We start from the raw sequence: 16,446 nt of genomic DNA on the forward strand, positions 1-16,446 counted from the left end.
TTATATAACAGTTAGGCATATTTCTTAAATTGAGTTGCACAAAATTGTATAATGAATTATGAGGAGAGTAGTAGATAAGTGAAAATAATTGATAGAAAGATTGAACAATTTGCTAACTACCTACAAAGAAAAAATAATTTAGATCATATACAATTTTTAAAAGTTCGTTTAGGTATGCAAGTTGTTGCAATAAATATTGAAAAAACAATAGTCGTTTATGGGTTAGCTCTCATTTTTCGTATTTTTGTATACACATTATTAACTCATATAACTTACTTTTTAATACGGAGGAATGCACATGGTGCACATGCTAACTCATCGTTAATGTGTCATATTGTGAATATCATTATTTTTATACTTATACCTTGGTTACTAACTCTTTTTCATATTAACGTGTATGCACTAATTGTTACTGGGGTATTAAGTTTAATTATTATTATAAAATATGCTCCATCGGAAACAAAAAAGCAACCGATACCAAAACATCTTATAAAAAGAAAACAGCTTGGTTCTGTTGTAACATGTATTTTGATTTTAATCGCTTGTATTTTTATTAAAGAACCTTTTGTATATTTTGTTATCTGGGGTATGTTTGTTGAATCTCTTACCCTATTACCTATTTTTTCTACTAATAAGGAGGATGTATTAAAATGATGCAAATTATTAATTTACTATTTAAAGTGATCACTGCTGTTTTTGAAAAAATTGGCTTTATAGCTGGTTATAGTACTTGTAGTTACTATTTTGATGAACCTGAAGTACCAAAAGAACTACTTGAAATATACAAAAAATAACTTCAAACAACTGTTATAAGTCATTTACAGAAAGTGTGTATTTTATGGAAGGCTTGAATGATTGGATAACTAGTTTATTTCAATTAGCTACAATATTCTATGTAGCTAGAGTTCTTGCAGGGATTAAATATAATTTAAGGGATTATTTATTCATTCTTGGATTAATGATCCCTGTAAATTTATTATTTTACTTTGTAGGTAATAATGTTTTAATTCTTATAATTTTGATTTCAATAATATTCTTTTATAGAAAAATAAAATTATTATCTATTTTGACGATATTTGGAACTAACATCATATTATATTTATGTAACTTTTTCACAATACTTTTAATTGCGTGGTTTGAAGATTATACACGTAACTCTATTGTTTATTTGGTTGTATATCTTATAAGTTTTGGTATATGGGCTATAGTGTTAGCGAACTCTATCAAATTTTTAATAAATCGTATTAAGAAATCTTACCTATATACTAACAAAATATATATTTCAATCATTTCCATTTTCTTAGTTATTACCTTTTTCATATTATTTATCTTTACTCGAAATGAAGATTTAGATTTTCAAACTTTTAGACTTTATACATATCTTTATGTAGGTATTGTCTTAGTAATACTTATAATTTTAATCATTCTCTCTTACACCGTACTTCGTGAAATGAAATATAAGCGTAATCTAGATGAAATTGAAACATATTATGAATATACGTTACGTATTGAGACTATTAATAATGAAATGCGTAAGTTCCGTCATGATTATGTTAATATTCTTTCTACTCTATCTGAGTTTATTCGTGAGGATGATATGCAAGGGCTTAAGAAGTATTTCAATGAACAGATCGTGCCATTGAAAGATAATATGAAGACACGTTCAATTAAATTGAATGGGATTGAAAATTTAAAAGTTAGAGAAATTAAGGGATTAATCACAACTAAGTTTCTTCAAGCGCAAGAGAAAGAAATACCAATTAGTATTGAAGTACCTGATGAAATTGATAATATCAACATGAACACAATTGAACTCAGTCGTATTACTGGAATTATTTTAGATAATGCTATTGAGGCATCAGAGGCACTTGAAGATCCACTTATTCGAATTGCCTTTATTGATAACGAAGAATCTGTTACATTCATTGTGATGAATAAATGTAGCGATAATACCCCTAAAATTCATGAATTATTTGAAGAAGGCTTTTCTACGAAAGGTGATAACAGAGGTTTAGGTTTATCTACCCTTAAAGAACTGACTGATGAAAACGAAAATGTTTTATTAGATACCGTTATCGAAAATGGTTATTTTGTTCAAAAAGTAGAAATCATAAATACTAAGAACGAAGCATAAGGATGTGATAACAGATGAAGATATTCGTTTGCGAAGACGATCCGAGACAAAGAGAAAATATGGCATCAATTATCAAAAATTATATTATGATTGAAGAAAAACCGATGGAGTTAGCGCTCGCAACTGATGATCCTTATGAGGTTCTTGAACAATCTAAAGAAATGAATGATATTGGTTGTTATTTTTTAGATATTCAATTAGAAGCTGATATGAACGGCATCAAATTAGGTAGTGAAATCCGTAAACATGATCCTGTAGGCAATATTATCTTTGTTACAAGTCATAGTGAACTCACTTATTTAACTTTCGTTTATAAAGTGGCTGCAATGGATTTTATTTTCAAAGATGACCCTTCAGAGTTAAAGACAAGAATTATTGATTGTCTTGAAACGGCACATACACGACTTAAATTATTATCTAAAGAGAGTAATGTTGAAACAATTGAATTAAAACGTGGTAGTAATTCAGTTTATGTTCAATATGATGATATTATGTTCTTTGAATCATCTACAAAGTCGCACCGACTCATTGCGCATTTAGATAATCGCCAAATTGAGTTTTATGGTAATTTGAAAGAATTAGCGCAACTCGATGATCGCTTCTTTAGATGTCACAATAGTTTTGTTGTTAATCGGCATAATATTGAATCCATTGATTCAAAAGAGCGTATGGTTTACTTTAAAAATGGCGAAAATTGTTTCGCGTCCGTACGTAATGTCAAAAAAATCTAATACACACATAATGAAACCCAGCTTTCTCCTCCCTATTTGAGGTGAAAGCTGGGTTTCTTCATTGTTATCGAATTATTTCTTTAATTCGTATTTCGTAAATTGTAAATAAACTTGTCCTGATTCTGTGGAAGCTTTGATACCTGTCGCATTTTCACTTGGGAAAATTCTTGAAGTTAACACGCGTTCCCCATCATTACAGAATATCTCAATACTTGAAGTATCGACAAAGATGTGTAATTGATTGAGAGGTGCATCTAACCTAGTTGTGCGTGCTGTCCCGTCTACATTTGTTGGCAATAAACCACTATCAGAACGATCAAGCGTAATAGTATTTTCACGTTGATTATAAATAATAAGTGTGGATTCATTTCTTGAACTTCTTAATTCGAAATATACTTCTGTTGCATCATTCTCCAAAATATCAATAATCATTTCATATTGCTTTCCTTCATAAGGATGCAATTTGCGATTAAATTTATTTGCATAACCCAAAGCAGTTTCTTTATTCGTTCTTAAAGTTTCTAACGCCTTGAGTGGACGTTGCTTTAATTTACCATTTTCTATTGTGAGTTCTCGAGGAATTGTTAAACAATGGGCCCACCCTTCAGAATCAGTTGGATAATCAATGTCTGGTAGTCCCATCCAACCAATTAATATGCGTTTTCCATGTTTATCCACAAAAGTTTGCGGTGCATAGAAATCAAATCCTCTATCTAATTCTTGAAACGCTTGATGGTCAAATGTCATATTTTCAATATCTAAATTCCCTATCATATAACCTGATTGATAAATATTTCGATACTTTTCACCTTCCGCTTCAACCCCTTGTGGGCAGAAAAGTATAACATCATGACCGTCTAACTCGAAATAATCTGGACATTCCCACATATATCCGAATTGACTTAAATCTGTTTGAATCTCACCTAAGAATGTCCAATTCACAACATCTTCACTACGATATAAGACCAATCGACCTTGTTCATTATTGGTTTGGGCGCCTAATATCGCATATAGTTTACCGTCCTTTTCAAATACTTTAGGATCTCTGAAATGACTTGTGTAACCCTCTGGTTGTCCATGAATAACCGGCTTAGGAAATTTCTCTACAGTACCGTCCTCTTTAAGTCGGGCAATCATTTGACTAGATACACGGTTCCAATGATGGTCTCGATGATTTCCAGTATACATATAATAGAGATGCCCATTATATTCGAAGGCACTACCGCTATACACACCATGACTGTCATATTTCGTATCTGGTTCTAGTATAGGCCCTTGAGATTCAAAGTGTACCAAATCATCACTGGTATAATTAAACCAATATTTAAGTCCATGTACTGCTCCTAATGGGAACCACTGATGTGATATGTAATAACGCCCATCATAATAGATAAGGCCGTTAGGATCATTTAGCAATCCTGTTTCAGGCTGAATATGATATGTCTGTCTGTATGGAGAAGCATCGACTCGTTTTTTTAGTTCCATAAACGTCTCTGTATCAACATCTTCTATACGTTGATAACGTGCTTCACGTGTCCATTCCGCCATGTTTTCACTCCTACTCTCAACTCATTTTGCTTTCTTCTTAACTTTAATATTTTAACATATGAGCTACGTATATAGATGTAGATTTTTAGTTTTAATCATGAGAATTTTATGGAAAATGAATCGACGTTCAGAAATCTGGAAACGATACGTTTAAATACATCTGCTCACTTAACGACATTGGAAATATTTTTCAAAAGAAAACTCACCTATCATGTATGTATTAACTTGAACATATTTCATCACATATAACCACTTTAAATAAGTGATAGTTCAAATGATATCGACATGATAAGTGAGTAAGATTCACTTTCTATATGTTGGACTAGAATTTCATACGACGATTAAATTTATTTAATTCACCATAGAAGTATGCTTTTTCACCATGAACAATTGCATCGAGTCCAGTTTTGTCTTCTTCTTCAGTAGTTGCTAATGGTGTAAATGACTTAATTATTCTAGCAATCATGTATGTAACAATTGCACTGAATACCACAGTGGCAAGCGCTGCTGCTAATTGTATTAAAATAACTTTGAAATCGCCTGTGTATATGAGACCATTTTCCACGGCATCATTTACCTTGTGAGACTGGAAAACACCTGTAAGTACTGCGCCAAGCACACCACCAACGCCATGAATACCAAACGCGTCTAGCGCATCGTTATATTGTAATTTCACTTTAATTAAATTGATAACAACGTAGCATCCGATACCACCTATTACAGCGATAATGACTGCACTAAGATAATTGACATAACCTGCAGCTGGAGTAATTGCTACAAGCCCAGAAAGTGCACCAGATAAAAGGCCTAATAGACTTGTTGTCTTTTTCAAAGCATATTCTAAAATCAGCCAGCCAAATGCACCGGCACTTGCAGCAATGACAGTATTGACAAACGATACCATCGCGATTTGATCAAATGTAAACGCACTGCCGACATTGAATCCGTACCAACCTAACCAAACTAAAATGCCTCCAATAAGCGTAATGAGTAAATTATGAGGGGTATGCTTCTCTTGTTTCTTTCCTACCCCAATCATAATCCCTAAAATTAAACCAGACACACCTGAGGTAATATGTACAACTGTTCCACCGGCGTAATCGATGGCACCAAGTTTACTAATCCAGCCTCCACCCCATACCCAGTGTGCAACTGGACTATAAATAAATACTACCCATAAACCAACAAAAATAAGATAAGGGATAAATCTCATTTTTTCAGCTATAGAACCTGATAAAATTGAAACCGCGATAGTACAAAACATCATTTGGAATAACATGAAAAGTGCGAGAGGGACATGTGGACTAATAGTTTTAGAAATTGCAAAACCGACGTGATTTAAACCTAGAAATTTAAAACCACCAAGCCAGTCATTACCTTGGTCAAAACTAATTGAAAAACCAATAATCATCCATGCAAATGTGACAATAACAATTGCTGCCATACTTTGCATAACTGTATTTAATGCATTCTTCGATTGAACAAGTCCTCCATAAAATAAACTAAGACCTGGAGTCATTAACCAAACTAATAATGTACATAAAAATAGGAAAATTGTATCATCCATATTCATTCTTACCACTTCCTTTATCAACATCATAATGAGTGATTGATGGAAGCGCAAAAATCGGTAAGGTAATATTACACATGGCGTAAGTTTATTTAACATTCTAACTGATATAATTGTATTGAAACGATACAAAAAAGCTAGCGAAATCACACGATTCCGCTAGCCTCACTTCATATATGATTTAAGCTTTCTGAACAGTGATTGTCCATGAAGCATCATCTAATTGTTCATAATTCGTTACTGGGTAGCCATTTTCAGCCGCCCAATTAGGCAAAGCTTCAGTAGCTTGTGTACAGTCAAAGTCTATTTTTAATTCATCGCCTTGATTTAATTCTTGCATTTTCTTTTGTGCCTCTATAAGTGGGAATGGACATACCATACCTACTGTACCTAATTCATGTACCATAGAATAACCTCCTTATGTTGTTTGAGTACGTTGACTTACTGTATTATTTTGAGATTTATTATTTGTCGTTTGTTTCAACCTTTTCATAGGTTTAACGAAAATAAAGTAACTCATAAACCATACTCCAATAATCATTGATCCTAAGCCTATCCATCCTTGCCAACTCATTGTGGCAGTTTCTACAAGGCCGTTACCGATTGAACAACCTCCAGCTACAGATGCACCAAATCCCATCAATATTCCACCGAAGGCACTATTACGAATAGTCTTTTTATCTGGAAGACGCCATTTAAATTCTTTTGAACCTCTTGCGGCGATATAAGAACCTACAAAAATACCAAGTATTAAAAGTACGCCCCAATCGATAAATTTAGAATTACCTGAGACTAAAAAGTTTATTAAATTAGCAGATGGTGTCGTAATACCAAGTCCATAAGGACGACCTGTTGATTCGCTCATTGGCCATGCAAGTAGTGCGATTAAACCTACAGCAATGCCTGCAACAAATGGATGGTATCTTCTTTCGAATAAATAATGTCGAATACCCGTATGCTTTTGTTTTAATTTAGGCACCATTACCTTTGGTTTACGTAAAGTTCTTACAACTAAAGTGATCGTAATCACTGTTAAAATTAAAACAAGTACCCAGTTCGGAATGCCTGTTGAATGACTTACACTCGCATTCACATTTGTAGGTCGATTGATTACATTCATCAATGGAAGTAATACACCCGTTTTTGTAATTGCAGAAGTCACTGCGTATAAGATGAGGGCAACCCAACTACCTATGAGTCCTTCACCAGCACGATACCACGTTCCAGTGGCACATCCACCTGCGAGTACTATACCTATGCCGAAGATAAACGAACCTATAATGGTTCCAACTACAGGAAATGTATGAGTCGGCACTTTAATAGCTCCAAAGCTTGTCAATATGAGTAGCCCTATACTCTGAACTGTGATTGCTACCAATAAGGCATAGAACATTTTATTACTTTTTTGAACATACATATCTCTGAACCCGCCTGCGAGGCAGAATCTTGTACGTTGCATTACAAATCCTAGTAACACACCGACGATGAGTCCACTAATTATCATCCAAGTCATTTAATCACCTATTTCCGATATAAATAATAAGGTATTATAATGGAAATATTCAAATTTTGCAAACTTATCATTTTTTGACTTTTAAAATTAGAGCCCATACAGATTAAATAACTTTGTTTTCAATAAACTTCAAAAATATATGCACTAAATTCCGAGGGAGAAATGCCAGTCGAAGACTACAGACGGAGATGGCACCCTAGGGAAGCATACGCATATAATTTGAATTACTAATTTTTCTCGGATTATAAATGGTTTTTACTATATTTTTAGAAATTAATTTATTTTCAATACTGCATTGATTGCTTTTAAATCCTCTTTTGAAAAATGTCTAAACTTATACCACTCATGGTCATTGTAATATATGAATAATTTACCACCTAACAAGCCTTTAGATTGCTTATATCGAACAACTTTGTCAGTATCAAACTGCAAGTCAAATGGTGTATGATCTTTGCCATAAGCTTTAAATATTAATGTATGGTCATCTAATATTAATTTTCCTGGAACAGTTAACATTTGAGGTATGTGTGCTTTATAACTACAATTTGCTTCAACTCTCATTTTTGCGTGCACCCCTTTGTATGATTATGTATACTATATCATTTTTTCATAACAAAAAAGCACCCTTTAACGGATGCTTATCAATGTATTAATTGCCATTACTGTAATTTTTCATAAAGAATAATAATGATTGTAGTTCAATACCTAAATCGATGTGATGAACTTGTACATGTTGTGGTGTCTTGATTCGACTTGGAGTGAAGTTAAGTATCCCTTTGACGCCCGCTTCTACAAGCTGATCAGTAACTTGTTGTGCTACATTTTCAGGCGTAGTTAAAATAACGACATCGATATCTTCAGCTGCTAATCTAGATTGAATCTCATTATTATGTTTAACTACAACTTTACCAACTTGTTCTCCAATTACATCTTCATTAATATCAAACGCTTCAGTAATTGTCATTTCATCATGAATTGAGAAATTATACGTAAGTAATGCACGGCCTAAGTTACCTACGCCTACAATCGCAATTTTGATTTCGTCACTTTCACTAATCTCTGATTTAAAAAACTCAAGCATACTATCAACGTTATAACCATAACCCTTTTTACCCAATTCACCAAAATATGAAAAATCACGACGTATTGTTGCTGAATCTATTTGTAAAGCTTCACTTATTGCTTTGGAATTCACACGGTCAATACCCTTAGATTTTAATGTACTTACAAATCTATAGTACAAAGGTAAACGCTTTAATGTAGCACGAGGAATTTTAGTGTGTTCTGGCATATCATAGGTCCCCCTTAAAGTTTGAATGAAATATATTTATGTATTCAAACATTTTAACGTGCAAGTTGTAAGGCGTTTAAATATACAAATAATTGCCTACAATGAATACTTAAATATTATACATTATTGATTTTTAAAAATAAATATCCCAGTTTCATGTGATGCGGTAATGCTGTAAAATAAAGATAATTGAGTTAATTATAAGCTTAATCATAAGGTCTCTTTTGGCAAGCGAATTTTATTTTGGAGAATAATAAAGTTTAACAATTAAAAATTCGCACAAAATTAAAAAATTTGAAATCTTATTGTTTATGTATAGTCTATAACTATTTAATTGAATTAGAAAGGTGAGAATCGAATGATACTTTTACAACTTAATGACATCTCTAAATCGTTCGATGGTGAAGATATATTTACTGATGTAGACTTTGAAGTTAAAACCGGTGAGAGAATCGGTGTCGTAGGTAGAAATGGTGCTGGAAAGTCTACACTTATGAAGATTATCGCTGGCGTAGAAGGTTATGATAGTGGTCATATTTCTAAGATAAAGAATTTAAAATTAGGTTATCTTACTCAACAAATGACTCTTAATTCTACGGCTACCGTTTTCGAAGAGATGTCAAAACCATTTGAACATATCAAAAATATGGAAAGTCTAATTAAAGAAGAAACTGATTGGCTTGCACAACATACACATGAATACGAATCAGAAACATATCAAGAACATATGGAACGTTATGAATCGCTAACGAATCGTTTTGAACAACTGGAAGGTTATCAATATGAAAGTAAAATTAAAACCGTACTTCATGGCCTAAACTTTACTGAGAATGATTTTGATAAACCTATTAATGATTTTAGTGGTGGTCAAAAAACACGCCTCTCGCTTGCACAAATGTTGTTAAACGAGCCTGACCTACTCTTACTTGATGAACCAACCAACCATTTAGATTTAGAAACTACAAAATGGTTAGAGGACTACTTAAAATATTTTAAAGGCGCCATCGTAATTATCAGTCATGATAGATATTTCTTAGATAAAATCGTCACTCAAATTTATGACGTCGCACTTGGAGATGTGAAACGTTATGTAGGTAATTATGAACAATTTATTGAACAACGCGATCAATATTATGAAAAGCGTATGCAAGAATACGAAAAACAACAAGAAGAAATTAAGCGTTTAGAAACATTCGTAGAGAAAAATATTACCCGCGCATCTACCAGTGGTATGGCAAAGAGTCGTCGCAAAACATTAGAAAAAATGGAACGCATAGATAAACCAATGATTGATGCAAGAAGTGCGAATATACAATTTGGTTTTGAAAGAAATACCGGAAATGATGTCATGCACATCAAAAATTTAAAAATTGGTTATGACGCTCCTATTACTGAACCCATTAATATTGAGGTTTCTAAAGGCGATCATATAGCTGTAATTGGCCCTAATGGTGTTGGAAAGACTACGCTAATTAAAACAATTGCCCAAAAACTAGACAATCTTGGTGGTAGTATCACCTTTGGTGCAAATCTTCAAATTGGTTATTATGATCAGAAACAAGCAGAATTTAAATCGAATAAAACAATTTTAGATTATGTTTGGGATCAATACCCTACGATGAATGAAAAAGATGTGCGAGCTGTACTAGGTCGCTTCTTATTTGTTCAAGAAGATGTGAAGAAAATTATTAATGACTTATCCGGTGGCGAAAAAGCACGTTTGCAGTTAGCTTTATTAATGCTACAAAGAGATAATGTCTTAATTCTCGACGAACCGACCAACCACTTAGATATCGATTCTAAAGAAATGCTAGAACAAGCATTAAAACATTTTGAAGGAACAATTATCTTCGTCTCACATGATCGATATTTTATTAATCAACTTGCAAATAAAGTATTTGACCTCAATTATCAAGGTGGACAAATGTATCTCGGTGATTATCAATATTACATTGAAAAAACTGAAGAAGCTGCTGCATTAAAGGCACAACAAGAGTTAAAAAATGATGCTGAAAATGTGAAAAATGATAGCACAACAAAGCCTTCATCATATATGAACCAAAAGCAACAAAAGCGAGATCAAAGAAAAATAGAACGTCAAATTGAACAATGTGAAGCTAAAATTGAAGCGTTTGAAACACATATTTCTTATATTGAAGAGCAATTGACGCAGCCGGAAGTATTTAATGATCCTATTAAAGCTGCTGAATTAGCTGAAGAAAAAAATGAAACCGAACAAAAATTAGAACAAGTGATGTTTGAATGGGAAGAATTACAAGAAAAATTATAAATCACTAACATCATCGAAGGCACTGAGAAGTAGAATTTCTTACTTTTTAGTGTCTTTTAGTATGTTATTACACAAATATTATTCACACCGTTTATCGTGGATATGATGGCTATCCACAGAGTTATCCTAGTTATCCACAGGTAAATTAACACTTTTCCTTCAAATCATTCGAGTTATTCACCCCTATATCCACACTTTTCAACAGTGTTTATCCACAAGTTACGCACATTTTGTTGATAAGTACGCACGTTCCCTATTGACATTTTTATTTCAGTAAGAAGGTTTGAGTCTAAAATTTATTTATGGAATAATTTAAATATAAATACATAAGGGAGAATTCTATGACTAACAACTTAACTTTAGCACTCATCATTCTCATATTTATTTTACTTGTAGCAATCGTAAATATAGTTGTATCTATAATAGAAAGACGCAAACTTATCACTAAAATAAATACACTTTGGGATAATAAATCAAAATTAGAATCTTTTATACGTCCTAACTCACGATTTGACGCTCAATATCAAACGTATAAAGACGAATTTGAAAAGAAACATCCACTTATCGATGACAAAACTTGGTCCGATTTAAATTTGAGCGCATTATTCCATAAAATCAACTTTAATTTTACTGCTATAGGAGAAATGAAATTATATGCCACTTTAAGAGGTATGTTCAAAATAGAGGATCAATCACTCATACAACGCTACAATGATAATAAATCATTCCGTTTAAATGTATCTTACATACTTTCTAAAATAGGCAAAAATGTTTATCCACTATTTCCAGATCAATTAAGTCCTATTTCTCGAAATAATTTATTAATGTTTTGTCCATTATTACCTATCGTCACTTTGCCGATAATGTTTATTTCACCTGGGTCAGCCCTGTTTTTATTCATCGGCGCTTTAATCTTAAATGTAACGTTATCAATGAATCTTAAGAAGACCTACGATCAAGACTTAAAGTCGATCTTCTATACTGCGAATGTCATCAAACAATGTCTTGCATTGAGTAAATTAGAGGGGACGCCTGAACTAGATGTTAATTTTAATCATTTTAAGACGTCTCGTAGGTTTAGTGGATTTCTAGCTAAGATAGAATCACCTGATTTTGTAACCAGTTCAAATCTCTATGTAAAATTAATTTTTATGATTGATTATGTACTGTTTCATCTTATTCAACATAGTTATTTCAAATATCAGGATGAAGTAATGAAATGTTATGACTATATAAGTACGCTTGATAATCACTATTCTCTTGCCATGTATAGACGTACATTATCTTATTACTGTGAACCAGATATAGATGAGTCAGTTGGTGGTGTGCATTTTCAAAATTTAATACACCCATTAATTGACGAAGATGTAGCGGTACCTAATGATTTAAATCTCGACAATCATATACTGCTCACTGGTTCAAATGCTTCAGGGAAATCAACATTTATGAAAGCCGTAGCGTTAAATATCATTATGTCGCAATCCCTTCGAACTGCAACAGCCGATACGTTTAAATGCAAACCTGGCTATGTTTACACTTCTATGGCCAACGCTGATGACGTATTGTCAGGCGATAGTTACTTTATGGCTGAATTGAAGTCCATCAGACGCCTATTTAATATTGATACACTAAGCACAGTTTACTGTTTCATAGATGAAATCTTTAAAGGTACAAATACAACAGAACGTATTGCTGCTTCAGAATCTGTACTCAGTTATTTGAATGCATTACCTAACTATCAAGTTGTAGCTGCGACACATGACATTGAATTATCGTCATTATTGGAAAGGGATTATCACAATTATCACTTCAATGAATCTATTAACAATAATGAAATTTACTTTGATTATAAAATTAAACCCGGCAAAGCCAATACGCGTAATGCCATTGAATTACTTAGAATCACACAATTTCCTAATGCTATTTATGAACGCGCTAAAGAACAAGTTAAGGAATAACTTCACTATCCTAATAAACTTTCTATCTATATTAAAAGCTCCATTCAACGTATGACTACAGTTTCATGTTATACGTTGAATGGAGCTTTCTCATTTACTTATTCAATTGAAAAATCTTCGATATCGATATTATTTTCACCGTTAAGCGCTAAATCGCCACGTAAGCCTGCTTGATATAAATAATGTCCAGCTGAACCAATCATAGCCGCATTATCTGTACATAAAGATGGACTAGGAATCGTAAGCGTAATCCCCTCATTCTCACATGCAGTTTTAAGTGAGGCTCTTAACCCCTTATTGCTCGCTACTCCACCAGCAACGATAAGACGTTGAACACCATATGCTTGACATGCATGCATCGCTTTATACGTTAATACTTCAACTACACTGTTTTGAAAACTCGTCGCAACATTTTCGGCTACGATTTCTTCATTTTTTTGGCGTAGATTATGCAATTTATTAATAACTGCACTTTTAAGTCCGCTAAAGCTAAAGTCATAGCTGTCCTTTTCCAACCAAACCCTAGGAAAGTTATATGCATCCTTACCTTTCGCAGCTAGCTGATCGATTTGTGGACCGCCTGGATAAGGTAAATCGATTGTACGTGCTACCTTATCGTATGCTTCACCGACCGCATCATCTCTTGTTTCACCTATAACTTCAAAGTTTAAATGATCTTTCATATAAACTAATTCTGTATGTCCGCCAGAAACAATAAGCGCCATTAAAGGAAATGTAAGTGGCTGTTCTAAATGATTGGCATAAATATGTCCAGCGATATGGTGTACAGGAATAATAGGCTTATCATAAGCGAACGCGAGTGCTTTCGCTGCGTTAATTCCTATCAATAATGCCCCGATTAACCCTGGACCTTGCGTTACAGCAACCGCGTCAATGTCTTCCATAGTCATATTGGCTGTTGTTAGCGATTCTTCAATTGTCGCTGTCATGCCTTCAACATGGTGTCGACTTGCAACTTCAGGAACGACGCCACCGAATCGTTTATGACTATCAATTTGGCTCAGTACTGTATTAGAAAGTATTTCAGTACCATTCTTAATCACACTTATACTAGTTTCATCGCAGCTTGTTTCTATTGCTAGAATTAATGTTTGTTGAGTCATTTTAAGTTCACCCACATCACTAACGCATCCTCACCTTCACCGTAATAATTTTTTCTTTTTCCTCCATATTGAAAACCTAAATTTTTATAAACATGTTGTGCGACTTCGTTATCTAAACGCACTTCTAAGCTCATCACTTCACACGTATGGCTAGAATAGTTTTTAACATATTTTAATAATAACTGCCCTAGTCCATATCCTCTAAATTGCTCTTTAATCGCAACAGTAGTAATTTGTGCTTGATCAATCACAATCCATAAACCTAGGTAACCAATAATCTTATCGTCATATTCAATCACGAAATAATTTGCAAATTGATTTTGTTCAATCTCATGATAAAACGCATCAATTGTCCATGAACTGTCATTGAAACTTTCCCGTTCTATATCAAAGACTTGAGGTACATCTTCTACGCTCATTTTCCTAATATTTAATTGTTCTTCTGTTGGTTTAACCAATTTCGTTCCGCCTCTGATAATTTATGATATTTAGGTGCAAATGTATGAATATCTTCAGGTTCTTGAATGAGCGATTTCATGACTGCTGCACTTGGTAAATTCTCAATAACTTCACTATCTAATAGGTGCGCAATGTTTTCAATATTGAATCCTACATATACATAATCTTGATTCAATGCGTGAAGTTTATCTTTAAGTTCACTTATTGGTAAATAGCCATCTTCAATGACCGTTTCAAGCTTTCCATCAACATTCTGATAAACACCTGTATACACTGCTTCTCTACGTGCATCGAAAATAGGAACCAATAACCTATCATCATCTTTAACAGTAGCAGCAAGTGCTTTTAATGAAGACACACCATATAATCGTGTTTGTAACGCATAAGCAAGTGTTTTAGCTACAGTTACTCCAATTCTTAAACCTGTATAAGAACCTGGCCCTTCTGCCACAACAATATCCGTAATATCTTGTTTATCAATCTGAGATTGTTCAAATAATTTTTGAATTTCAGGCATCAATTGAACTGAATGATTTTGTTTAATGTTGGTCGTCTTCTCTGCGATGACTTGATTATCCTGCATTAATGCTACTGATAGGGGCTGATTAGATGTATCAATGAGTAGATAATTCATTTACCAACACCTCCTTCATCATGTCGTAATGGTCTCCATGAGATTCAATTGTTAACACACGTTCATTTTCATTTTTGACTTTAATATTAATGATAAGATGTTGTGGTGGCAGTAAATCTTTGATAAATTGACTCCACTCTATAACAGTAATTGCTTGATCTTCAAAATATTCTTCAAAGCCTAAGTCTTCTTCTTGGTCTTCTAAGCGATAACAATCCATATGGTGTAACTTTAATTCATCACCTTTATACGATTTTATAATATTAAACGTTGGTGAATTAATTGTTCGTTTAACACCTAGTGCTTTCCCAATGAATTGAGTTAATGTCGTTTTACCTGCACCTAAGTCTCCATTTAATAAAATGATATCTCCAGCTTTTACATTTTTAACTAGAAGTTCAGCAAATTGTTTCATCTCATCCAAATTGTGTATCGTAATCAACATTCATTCTCCTATTTTTGATGATATGTTTTTATCAGACTGTAGACACCCCTTCTTAAGATCAATCTATTGTAATAATACTTCGTATTGCTTTAGCTCCCTTGCCGCGGGCATGGCTTGGGAGTGATACAGAATTCTAGAATTTAAGAATTCGTATTATCACCCCCGCAAGGATGATTAGATGTTGAGCCATTTTATGAGCTCAATATCAATCAGCTACTGCGTAGCCTGTCTTTTAAAAATCAACTGACTTACAAGTAGTCTCAAGACGCATGCTATTCCTGCAGGCGTGTCGCTATCAATACTCAGCTAAGTAAATGTGAATACTCAATTAGGAATAATTTTCCAACAGTCTGACTTATTAATTTTATTTGTTCGTTTAGTTCATATTTTGTAATCTTTTATCTTTAATTTTGTGTCTCTTAGTTATTATTACTACGTCCATTGTTAACTCATTTATTGTAACAAATTTTATTACAAATTTCTTTGTGAAAATTCTAAGTCGTAATCAAAAATAAATTGTTAGAAAATTCTAAATTATTATTGACACGTTTCACCTCATGTAGTAAATTGGGTTTATCAAATTTTAAAACAATTCAAACTATTAAGAATAATTAACCATTCATCGAAAGGAGTATAATAAAATGACTCATCATACTACGCTCAATCAACCGACAACTACAAATGCTATTATCATTTTATTATACTCGTAAGGACTCGAACTTTAGTTAGTATGACCTACTAAATGTTTA

The 16,446-nt window shown here is 33.1% G+C and carries 16 protein-coding genes; 6 read left to right on the plus strand and 10 right to left on the minus strand.

The window, feature by feature from the left end; all coding sequences use genetic code 11:
* Positions 1 to 78: 78 nt before the first annotated feature.
* From CD155_RS12235 to agrA, 4 genes are read left to right on the plus strand one after another with little or no spacing between them, the layout of a single operon-like run.
* A complete protein-coding gene (locus tag CD155_RS12235; protein WP_070830510.1) occupies positions 79 to 654 on the plus strand; it encodes an accessory gene regulator AgrB in 576 nt (191 codons plus the stop codon).
* Entirely contained in the window at positions 651 to 794 is a 144-nt protein-coding gene (gene agrD / locus CD155_RS12240; RefSeq protein ID WP_002445331.1) for a cyclic lactone autoinducer peptide AgrD, read from the plus strand. Before CD155_RS12235 ends, agrD begins: the two co-directional genes overlap by 4 nt.
* 44 nt (positions 795 to 838) lie before the next feature.
* Entirely contained in the window at positions 839 to 2,134 is a 1,296-nt protein-coding gene (gene agrC, locus CD155_RS12245; protein WP_103213443.1) for a quorum-sensing sensor histidine kinase AgrC, read from the plus strand.
* Positions 2,135 to 2,148: 14 nt separating this feature from the next.
* Positions 2,149 to 2,865 (plus strand): quorum-sensing response regulator AgrA, encoded by a 717-nt coding sequence (agrA, locus tag CD155_RS12250; protein ID WP_002445329.1) that lies wholly within the window; start codon positions 2,149 to 2,151, stop codon positions 2,863 to 2,865.
* Between the two features lie 72 nt (positions 2,866 to 2,937).
* Here the strand turns inward: agrA and CD155_RS12255 are convergent, their stop codons facing one another.
* The 6 genes from CD155_RS12255 to CD155_RS12280 form a co-directional block, all read right to left on the minus strand.
* Positions 2,938 to 4,413: a sucrose-6-phosphate hydrolase gene (locus CD155_RS12255; RefSeq protein WP_103213444.1), complete on the minus strand. Its 1,476-nt coding sequence runs from the start codon at positions 4,411 to 4,413 to the stop codon at positions 2,938 to 2,940.
* Positions 4,414 to 4,735: 322 nt separating this feature from the next.
* On the minus strand, positions 4,736 to 5,986 hold the full coding sequence (locus CD155_RS12260) for an ammonium transporter (RefSeq protein WP_070830519.1): 1,251 nt from the start codon (positions 5,984 to 5,986) through the stop codon (positions 4,736 to 4,738).
* 178 nt (positions 5,987 to 6,164) lie between these two features.
* Complete coding sequence (locus CD155_RS12265; protein ID WP_002445323.1) at positions 6,165 to 6,389, minus strand: sulfurtransferase TusA family protein; 225 nt, start codon at positions 6,387 to 6,389, stop codon at positions 6,165 to 6,167.
* Between the two features lie 12 nt (positions 6,390 to 6,401).
* A complete protein-coding gene (locus CD155_RS12270) occupies positions 6,402 to 7,496 on the minus strand; it encodes a YeeE/YedE family protein (protein WP_103213445.1) in 1,095 nt (364 codons plus the stop codon).
* A gap of 273 nt (positions 7,497 to 7,769) precedes the next feature.
* Complete coding sequence (locus tag CD155_RS12275; protein ID WP_103213446.1) at positions 7,770 to 8,057, minus strand: hypothetical protein; 288 nt, start codon at positions 8,055 to 8,057, stop codon at positions 7,770 to 7,772.
* 88 nt (positions 8,058 to 8,145) lie between these two features.
* On the minus strand, positions 8,146 to 8,787 hold the full coding sequence (locus CD155_RS12280) for a redox-sensing transcriptional repressor Rex (protein ID WP_103213447.1): 642 nt from the start codon (positions 8,785 to 8,787) through the stop codon (positions 8,146 to 8,148).
* Positions 8,788 to 9,145: 358 nt separating this feature from the next.
* Between CD155_RS12280 and CD155_RS12285 the strand changes: the two genes are divergently transcribed.
* Both CD155_RS12285 and CD155_RS12290 read left to right on the plus strand, forming a co-directional pair.
* The gene (locus tag CD155_RS12285) at positions 9,146 to 11,077 is read left to right on the plus strand and encodes an ABC-F family ATP-binding cassette domain-containing protein (RefSeq protein ID WP_103213448.1); all 1,932 of its coding nucleotides are present in this window, start codon (positions 9,146 to 9,148) and stop codon (positions 11,075 to 11,077) included.
* Positions 11,078 to 11,418: 341 nt separating this feature from the next.
* Positions 11,419 to 13,035 (plus strand): MutS-related protein, encoded by a 1,617-nt coding sequence (locus CD155_RS12290; protein ID WP_103213449.1) that lies wholly within the window; start codon positions 11,419 to 11,421, stop codon positions 13,033 to 13,035.
* Positions 13,036 to 13,133: 98 nt separating this feature from the next.
* Here CD155_RS12290 and tsaD read toward each other — a convergent pair whose 3' ends face one another.
* The 4 genes from tsaD to tsaE are packed head-to-tail and all read right to left on the minus strand — an operon-like array spanning position 13,134 to position 15,694.
* The gene (gene tsaD, locus CD155_RS12295) at positions 13,134 to 14,159 is read right to left on the minus strand and encodes a tRNA (adenosine(37)-N6)-threonylcarbamoyltransferase complex transferase subunit TsaD (RefSeq protein WP_103213450.1); all 1,026 of its coding nucleotides are present in this window, start codon (positions 14,157 to 14,159) and stop codon (positions 13,134 to 13,136) included.
* Positions 14,156 to 14,617, minus strand: coding sequence for a ribosomal protein S18-alanine N-acetyltransferase (rimI, locus tag CD155_RS12300; RefSeq protein WP_103213451.1), 462 nt, complete (start codon positions 14,615 to 14,617; stop codon positions 14,156 to 14,158). Before rimI ends, tsaD begins: the two co-directional genes overlap by 4 nt.
* Entirely contained in the window at positions 14,590 to 15,252 is a 663-nt protein-coding gene (gene tsaB / locus CD155_RS12305) for a tRNA (adenosine(37)-N6)-threonylcarbamoyltransferase complex dimerization subunit type 1 TsaB (protein ID WP_044466882.1), read from the minus strand. The genes rimI and tsaB overlap by 28 nt, the downstream gene beginning before the upstream one ends.
* Entirely contained in the window at positions 15,233 to 15,694 is a 462-nt protein-coding gene (tsaE, locus tag CD155_RS12310; RefSeq protein WP_170080828.1) for a tRNA (adenosine(37)-N6)-threonylcarbamoyltransferase complex ATPase subunit type 1 TsaE, read from the minus strand. Before tsaE ends, tsaB begins: the two co-directional genes overlap by 20 nt.
* Positions 15,695 to 16,446 lie beyond the last annotated feature (752 nt).

Origin of the sequence: Staphylococcus caprae (genome assembly GCF_002902725.1) — a bacterium.
GTDB lineage: Bacteria > Bacillota > Bacilli > Staphylococcales > Staphylococcaceae > Staphylococcus > Staphylococcus caprae.